We start from the raw sequence: 7,923 nt of genomic DNA on the forward strand, positions 1-7,923 counted from the left end.
TGAGGACGAACAGACTGCGTAAGCCGCACTATGGGGGGTCAAGATTGGACGCCGATCCCCCGGCTCAGGGGGTCAAAGTTGCACGCCGATTCACATTCGGCGATGAGCTCCCACAATTTCGATTTGCCCAGCCCTATCATCGAGGCGGCCTCGTCGATGCGATAGGCGATCTTTGATGTCGAGTTCACTGACTGCTCCGTCAAGCTGGGCATGGGCGAGGAAGTTCGGTCTTCACCCCGTCGCGACCTCGATGGTGGCTTGGGACAGGAACGGTGGCGCTGGCCAGATGACGTTGTGCCCGCTCAACTGGATCCTCCATCGCCCTCACTCTCGCCAGTTCCTGTTCGAGGAATTCGAAGATTGGCGCGTAGACCGGCCCATGGCGCGTGACGATGTAAGCAGCCAGGGTCAACGCCCGAGCGATCTCATCTTCCAGGACGAGCGAACGAGGGTTGGCTCGCACCCTCTCGAGACTGGCTTTCGTGAGCGAAATTGGAGCACTCATCGGACCTCTCCACGAAGGCCGGGCTCGAAATTCTCGCGTACGGCCGCAACGAGATCTCGCCAGCCACCGCAGGCGAGGTTCCATTGGACGAGCAATTCGCCCTTCGCCTCGCGCTCTGTCCGGTCGGCTGGCGAACGTGTCACGACGTGATCGGCGATCCGCTGCATCTCGCCAGTGCATCGGTCGCCTAGCGCGTCGATGATGGCGTAGGCCTTGCCCTCCGCTCGGGGCTGCGCCTGAACGGCCCGGTATCCCTCCATCGCCGCAGCATGGGCGTCATAGAGGGCAAGAAGCTGCGGGATTGTGAGGCGGACTAGATCCGCGTCGAGGATGGGGCGGACGCTCATGCCCGGGCCTCCCCGCTACGGAGGCGCCAGACGAGGCTTTCGCCCGCTGGCCGCTCGGGATGGTCAAGGAGATCGGCGACCACGTTGCCGATGATGCCCGTCAGGTGCGGGCGGAGCGCGATCAGGACGAGGAAGTCGGCGCGTCTCTTCTCGCAGGCATCTGCGATGCGGATCGGGGCGGACGCCGTGAGGTTATAGGAGGCCTCCACGAGCATGATGCAGGCCGCGCTCATGATGGAGGGCGGAAGCGCCCACATGATCCGCTCGGCCTCCTCGACTGCGGCCCACAGGGGTTTGGACCTGCTGTCTTCCGCATCAAAGGGGCAGCGATTGTAGGCCGAGACGGCACCGACCCATTCAAGGAAGGCGCGATCGGCGGGGTGCAGGGGCGCGGCGGAGGCGATCGTCACGGGCGCGACCGTGAAGGCGGCATAGAGGCCGGCGAGGAAGGAACGCCGTGACGACGGGCGCTCGAGATCATTCGTCGACATGGTGATGTCTCCGTTCGTGATGGGCGTGATGGGGGGCAGGAGGCCCGGCAGCGGGACTGCCGCGCCGGTCGCTCAGTGGAGCGGTTCGACGGGAACGGCCGCCACGGGCCTCGGGAGCGGCTGGATGCCCGCTTCCAAATCCTTCGCCTCGTCGACAAGGTGGCGGGCTTCCGCCATGAACTCGTCGCCGGCCTCGTAATGGTCGATGGCCGCTTCCATGAGCCGCCGAGCCTTGAGGAGGCGACGGATGGCCTCGCGCTTCAGGTCGGGGCTCATGTTCCGTACCTCGCCTTGTAGGCCGCCGAGTTGGCCGCTTCCCAATCGGCCAGGGCGATCCCCGCGTCGGTGTCGAGCGCGCGAGCGACGGCGTAGATCGCAACAGACTTCGCGCGCAAGGCGCTCTACCTCAAGAAGCACCCTGAGACCGGGCACGGCGGTAACAAGGTCACGCCGTCTGGATCGGTGCTCTTCGACGACGACGGCATCCGCTACAACCTCGAGGATCCGCGTCCACCAGCCTTCTGGCGATCTTCAGGTCCCTGGGCGACCGCAATTACGGCCCAATATCGCCGCAGCGTGGTCAAGCACCGTAGAGCCGCGACAGAGTGCGGAGCGGATGGCCTTCCGCGATAGTGTCGAGCAGCGGGTCGCTCCACCATCGATCCGGGAGCCCCGGTGAGCTCCGGCGATCCGAAGCCGCCTTGACCGCTTCGATGGTTCGGATCGTTCGCTCCGTCGCATCGAAGCGCCCTCCGGCACAGACCTGGTCGACGAAGGCCTTGTAGCGGTCGAAGTAGCGACGGCTATGGTTCACCGCCTTGATGCAGCTCTCTACAGTGAAGTCCCGGCAGATGAAGGGGAAGCCTCCGAATTCGGTCAGCCCGAATGAGGGCAGGAGAGCGACCGGCTTATCGAGCAGGATTGCCTCAAGGATCGCAGTGGAGTGCGTCGAGATGCAGACGTTCGCGTGTTTGACGAATTCAATATGCGGCAGCGCTGGATCCGAAATCTCGACACCGGGCCATGAACTCTCGCCGGGCGGTCCGTAGGAAGCTGGCGCCGCCGGGTGAGGGCGGACTTTGACCGGAAGCCGCATCCCTGCAGCGACCTTCGACAGTAGCGGTAAGGCCAGTTCGGGGGACGGGAACGGCTGCGCGATGAAACCGATGTATCCGCCTTGGCTCCGTTCTTCGCATTTAAGCCGATCGAGCTTCGGTAGACCAACCGGAAGGACCCGAGGCCATAGCTTGGGTTCAAATTGCAATACGTTTCGAGGGCCGAACGCGAGAAAGACGTCTGAGGCGAAGTTCGCCGACATCTCATCCCATTTCTGAAACATTCCGTGTTGAAAGGAGACCACTGGCGGCCGCGGCGAGCGCTTCTCGATCTCCGCATAGAGATGGCGGATCGGCCACGTTGTCATATCGTCCGACAGGACGATGTCGGCGCCCCACGAGATGATAAAATCGACCGCAAGCTTCCAGAACTCATCATCCGGAGGCACTTTGATGCCCGCCGATTGCGTCCGCAGCCCGAGCGGGAGAGCGCTCGGCGGTTCATCCTCGAGAGCGCTGGTTGGGCTCCAGATCAGGGAGAACTCAGCGCCGGATCCTCCGAGTTTTTCCAGGGCCGGCAGGATATTGCCCAGGCATCTGCGGCTGATGGCAAGAACGGCGATCTTCATTGCGGTTGGTCCGACCCGAACGAAATGCGCCATCTGATCACGCGGTCGCTCCCCGGGCACACTGCCTCGAGCGTCGTCGCAGGCTCCATCTTCAGATAATCGACCGTCTCCCAGCCGCGGATCGGGTCCGTGCAGCCTCGATAGGTCCGGATATCGGCGTCCTGCTCGAGGCATTCGACCCGCATCTGCGTCCCGTCAAGGAGGCGACCCTCGAACGTCGGGCCGTCGGGGACAAGCTGGATATGGCGGCTGAAGTGAAGTCGGCTAGCATAAGTCATAGTCCGGTCGGACCTCAGCGTGTCGTGGATCGTCAGATGGCGTCCGGGCGCGTATCTCAGCGACCGCCGGTGGCTGAACGCGAAATCGGCATAGCGATGCGGTGTCCACTCGACCTCGCCCCCAAGGATGATCTCGTCGCCCTCCACCTGTGGGGCGTCGAGGCGGGCGGAGCCGAGGCGAAACGCGAGGCGGCCGATGTCGGTCGTCGAGAGCCCGACCGTGTTGTGGGCGGCCGCGCTCTCGACATAGGAGCGCATGGGATCGCGGTGATATCCGTACCGCCCCGTGTCGATCAGAACGGGCTGTCCGCGCTCGAACAGGACAAAGCTCAGCTTGTCGGCATGGCTATGGATATGCGTGCGGCTCGTCCCCGCCATAATCAGCATCGAAGCTTCGACGGGCGGCACGTCGGGCAAGGAGCGCACGACCGCGTAGCCGGACGACCAGAACGGCGCCACCGCGTAGGTGCTTGTGCCGGTCGCGAGAATGCTGCCCTCTGAGATTTGGAGAGGCGCGGTGTCCCCGTCACCGGTGTCGCCGATCTCGGCGAGGCGGCCGTTCGGCAGGAGAAACCATGGGTAGGTCGCCTCGGCCTTTGCGACGATTCCGGCGGCCTTCTTGCTGAGGCGGCTGAGATTGCCGCGCTTGATCTGTCCTATGGCGTAGAAGTGATAGCTGGGGGAATTCTCGACGTGGATGCCCTCATCCGTGAATTGGGAGCCGAGAAACTCCTCGAAGACGCTAGCGGCGTACTCCCGGCACGCCGGAGCCCAGGCCTCGTCTCCGAGAACCCGGCTCAGAACCTCCAGGCCGATGATCTGGAAATAGGCATGGTTCATGTAGGCGATTTTGCCGGAGGCCAGCCATTGGATTTGGTCGAGCGCGAGATCGTGCAACGCGATCTCGTCTTCGATCGGAACCTCGAGCTCGCCGCGGCGAATGGAGTCCAGCACGATCGCGAGCCCGCTCGACCGCATGCCGGACTGCGGGTCGACGAGATTATGCCGATCCGGCGAGAGATTGCGCCGGTAATGCGCCCACGCCACCATCCAGGGCACGATCCGGCGTAACATCTCGGGGTCGCGCGACACTCCATAGGCGCGCAGATAGACGTTCATCGGCCGCCAGCCGTGAAACTGGGCAACCCAATTCTTGTCGGAGAACGGATCGGCCGACCAGTCGATTGGATCCGGTATGACCCATTCCGGTATGTCGCTTCTCGCCTTCCAGATGCCTCCCGTCGCTTCGGCGAGCGAATGTTCGCCGGCGTCGAACGCCTCGCCGAAGACACCAAAATCCTCCGGTAAGAGGGAAGAACGCTGTGTTCGGCCGAGGGTCAGTCCGCGAGAAGAGGCAAGCGCAGAGGCGAGGACGGCGGGATCGATCCGGATCGCTTCAGAGGGGCCGCCGATCACTCTTTCCTGCGCCGCGGCCTGGAAAGACGGGTCGGTCCGACGCCGCTCGACCTCGGACGTGTAGGACGCCCGAACTGCGGCAAAAGCATCAGTCGCCTGTCGCTTCTCGTCGCGACTGGCCGAGGGAGCAGATCGCACTGATTGCATGAGGCTACGAGCCTCGGTGAAGTCGTCACGCGAACGAGGCCCGGGAGCGGCCGCCAGTGCCAAGAGCCGTGGCAGTTCATCAGTCGAGAGCATGGCGGGCGACCTCTCAGGGCAGCCGCCTTGGATGCCCGCCGGGATAAGGGCGGTCAAGCGCGTCCTCCAGCGGCCGCGTTTCGATCGGCCGTCTTGACAGGCGGCCTGCGCCGCGTCCCTTTGGAACGCAATCGGGGCAGGGATCCGGCTTCTATGAAATACGGCGTCCTGGGCTTCAGCTACGCTGGGTTCTCCTCGTTCGAGACGAAGCTCCAGGAGGTCGGCAGCTACTCGGTCAATCTCGGCGACAACGCTCAAACGATCGCGTCACGTCACGTCTACCGGTCTCTTGGCGTCGCTGATGAGGAGGTCATCGAGATCGATCGGGACACGCTCCCAGATTATTCCGGTCCGCCCGCGACGCTCATCATGAACGGGGTCTTCCGGCGATCACATCTGCCAGCCCCGGCGCATGTGAAGCCAATCTTTGTCGGATTCTGCACGAAAGATGCCGGTCTCGTCAGGCAGCACAAGGACTGGCTGGTTGCCCATCAGCCTATTGGATGCAGAGACCCGGCGACAGCGGCCGTCCTCCAAAAGGGTGGGGTGGAGGCATACGTGTCCGGATGCATCACCATGTGTCTCCCGCCACGGCAGAACGCGGTTCCGGACGGTAAGGTTTTCATTGTCTTCGGCGAGGGGGCGGGGCTGCTCCCGCCTGCCGTCCTCTCGCAAATTCCCAGCGAGCTTCTGCCACGGGTCGAACTGATCGCTCACCGTCTCCCGGTGTTTCAGTATCCCCTGCCGCAGGACATGATGGCGCGATCCGAGCGGTACGAGCGAAGCCTTATGGACCGTTATGTGAAAGAGGCCGCTGTCGTCCTCACGCCTCTGCTGCACGTCGCCTCGCCGTGCCTGGGGCTGAATGTTCCAGTTATTCTTTGCCGCAAGGACCGCGACAGCAGGTTCAGCCTCGTCGAGCAATTCATCCCGTTGTACACGCCCGACCTTGCCGGCACGATCGACTGGTCTCCTGCCACAGTCGACGTCTCGGAGTGGGCTGCGCACATCCGGACGCGGGTCAGCGACGACCTTGGCGTTGCAAAGAGATCCTCTCACACTTGAGACGATCTGAAATCGCGCGCCCCCGGCCCCCGCGGGCTACTCTGACGCTGGCGCCTCGGTGAGGAGCGTCATCAACACGAGCAAGAGCAACGTTAGCATCCGCACGGCAAGCTCGGAGTGCGGCCTGCCCAATAAGTCCGGCATCAGACTAAGCGGACAGTTCTTTTATCGTATCGCTGGGTGAAGGCCGCCCACCCTCTGGAGACACCTGCTGATCGCAGGTAGGCTGGCCCTTCCTCGATGAGGGAGCATCCGGTGAGCGAGTTGGTTGAAGAAAGGTCGCTTTCTGAGATCGTTGAAGGGCACGCCGGACGCGTGCTGCACAAGTTCGCCCATTACGTCCCGATCTATGAGCGTCATCTTTCGCAGTTCCGCGGCAGGCGCGTGACAATGGTCGAGATCGGAGTAAGCCACGGCGGCAGCCTCCAAATGTGGAAGAAGTGGCTCGGTCCGCAGGCTACGCTCATCGGGGTTGACATCAATCCGCTCTGCAAGCAGGTCGAAGAAGAGCAGATCAATGTCCGCATAGGTAGGCAGACTGATGCTACCATGTGGGATTCAATATTAGCTGAGTTCGGCCAGCCCGACATTGTTCTTGATGACGGCTCTCATGTCATGAAGGATGTCGAGAAAACTTGGCGCTACGTATACCCCCGTGTTTCTAGATCTGGCGTCTATGTGGTCGAGGATATGCACACTGCGTATCTCGATCACTACGGAGGCGGAGTTGAGAGGGATCATAATTTCATCAACACGGCGAAGTCACTTGTTGATGAGATGCACGCGTTCTGGGACACGGATGAAGAAGAGATCGACGATCTAGCCTACCCGACAGTTGGCGTATCGCTTTACCGTTCCGTGGTTGTCTTCCAGAAGGGCGATGAAGGCGGCGCCGCACGTATCCTCCGGAGCGGCGAGCAGACGCTTGACCCATCGTGGCGATGCTGAGCCCGGCACGTCCTTTACTGTCCACGGCCGGCTGATCGTCAGCTCGCGAGATCCATCAGGAAGTCGACTGCGGACCAAGCAGACCTAGGATGATCCGCAATCCCGCTCCATCCTGAGGCAACCGCCGTGCCGCTATCTGCCGCTTTTCCGCTTCGCAGCGCCGCCCCGATTGCGCTTGCTTTCATCAGCCATGGTCAGACCGAGCTTGGCGGCTTGTATTCGACGGTTCGCTAACAACAAATCGCTGAGAACCAGGAGCTGTTCATCCTTCGTCAGAAGCTTGTCATCGGCAAGGCGGCCCATCAGCGACCGTATCTTCTCATTGTTCATTCAAATTGCAGCCAATATGTAAGCCGTTGGAGCGGACTCGTTCCGTGCTGAGCCCGGGCAATTCGGCAAAAAACGGCCTTGATAGTCAACCCCGCCTGCTCGCCCCGCGCCAACGTTTGTACATTGGAGACATCACTTGATGAGCACCCACGCGGAATTTCCGGTCCTTCGCACGGCGCGGTGATAGGGGGCATTCGTGCCGGAGCTTCGGCGAAGTCGCGGTCCCGACCTCTCGCGTGTCGACGCTCGAATCCGAGAACAGCGACCTGAGGCTCGAGGTCGAGGAACTGCGGCCGTGACGCCAACGCTACCGGAGCCAAAGCCCAGCGCATCAGCCAGCCCTACCGGCCGCGGATTCTCAGCCTGATCATCAGGAGGCTGACCGCTAACCATGCCGCCGACCGCAGCGCTGTGAGCCAGTCAGCAAAGGACGGAGCGAGCGGCGCACGCGGGTCTGACTGATTCATTGCCGTTCCAACCTGAGACGGCGCAGCCGCCTTACGGCCCGTCAGCGACAGTGTCAGTGCCGAGGTGACCTGCCGGGAGAGCGCTGACCCATCCCGACAGGTCTGGCTCAGGGATGGGCGGCGAAATCCTGAGCCGCGGCCACTCGGCGAAA

At 62.6% G+C, this 7,923-nt stretch carries 9 protein-coding genes; 2 read left to right on the top strand and 7 right to left on the bottom strand.

The window, feature by feature from the left end; all coding sequences use genetic code 11:
• Positions 1 to 501: 501 nt before the first annotated feature.
• The 6 genes from EV668_RS00440 to EV668_RS00460 form a co-directional block, all read right to left on the bottom strand.
• Positions 502 to 852: a hypothetical protein gene (locus tag EV668_RS00440; protein WP_133767912.1), complete on the bottom strand. Its 351-nt coding sequence runs from the start codon at positions 850 to 852 to the stop codon at positions 502 to 504.
• The gene (locus tag EV668_RS00445; RefSeq protein ID WP_133767913.1) at positions 849 to 1,343 is read right to left on the bottom strand and encodes a hypothetical protein; all 495 of its coding nucleotides are present in this window, start codon (positions 1,341 to 1,343) and stop codon (positions 849 to 851) included. Before EV668_RS00445 ends, EV668_RS00440 begins: the two co-directional genes overlap by 4 nt.
• Before the next feature lie 72 nt (positions 1,344 to 1,415).
• Entirely contained in the window at positions 1,416 to 1,619 is a 204-nt protein-coding gene (locus EV668_RS00450; protein ID WP_133767914.1) for a hypothetical protein, read from the bottom strand.
• Complete coding sequence (locus EV668_RS25515) at positions 1,616 to 1,738, bottom strand: hypothetical protein (protein WP_280960077.1); 123 nt, start codon at positions 1,736 to 1,738, stop codon at positions 1,616 to 1,618. Before EV668_RS25515 ends, EV668_RS00450 begins: the two co-directional genes overlap by 4 nt.
• Before the next feature lie 185 nt (positions 1,739 to 1,923).
• Positions 1,924 to 3,027 carry a hypothetical protein gene (locus EV668_RS00455; RefSeq protein ID WP_133767915.1) on the bottom strand — a complete coding sequence of 368 codons (1,104 nt, stop codon included), beginning with the start codon at positions 3,025 to 3,027 and terminating at the stop codon, positions 1,924 to 1,926.
• Complete coding sequence (locus EV668_RS00460) at positions 3,024 to 5,018, bottom strand: heparinase II/III family protein (protein ID WP_133767916.1); 1,995 nt, start codon at positions 5,016 to 5,018, stop codon at positions 3,024 to 3,026. Before EV668_RS00460 ends, EV668_RS00455 begins: the two co-directional genes overlap by 4 nt.
• A 96-nt stretch (positions 5,019 to 5,114) precedes the next feature.
• On the opposite strand from EV668_RS00460, the gene EV668_RS00465 reads away from it, so the two are divergent.
• Together EV668_RS00465 and EV668_RS00470 are read left to right on the top strand one after the other, a co-directional pair.
• Positions 5,115 to 6,026, top strand: a complete 912-nt coding sequence (locus EV668_RS00465) for a polysaccharide pyruvyl transferase family protein (RefSeq protein ID WP_133767917.1) — start codon at positions 5,115 to 5,117, stop codon at positions 6,024 to 6,026.
• Positions 6,027 to 6,281: 255 nt separating this feature from the next.
• Positions 6,282 to 6,974, top strand: coding sequence for a class I SAM-dependent methyltransferase (locus EV668_RS00470; RefSeq protein ID WP_166652292.1), 693 nt, complete (start codon positions 6,282 to 6,284; stop codon positions 6,972 to 6,974).
• A gap of 132 nt (positions 6,975 to 7,106) precedes the next feature.
• On the opposite strand, the gene EV668_RS00475 is transcribed toward EV668_RS00470, so the two are convergent.
• Positions 7,107 to 7,304: a hypothetical protein gene (locus EV668_RS00475; RefSeq protein WP_133767919.1), complete on the bottom strand. Its 198-nt coding sequence runs from the start codon at positions 7,302 to 7,304 to the stop codon at positions 7,107 to 7,109.
• Positions 7,305 to 7,923 lie beyond the last annotated feature (619 nt).

This window comes from Enterovirga rhinocerotis (genome assembly GCF_004363955.1).
GTDB lineage: Bacteria > Pseudomonadota > Alphaproteobacteria > Rhizobiales > Beijerinckiaceae > Enterovirga > Enterovirga rhinocerotis.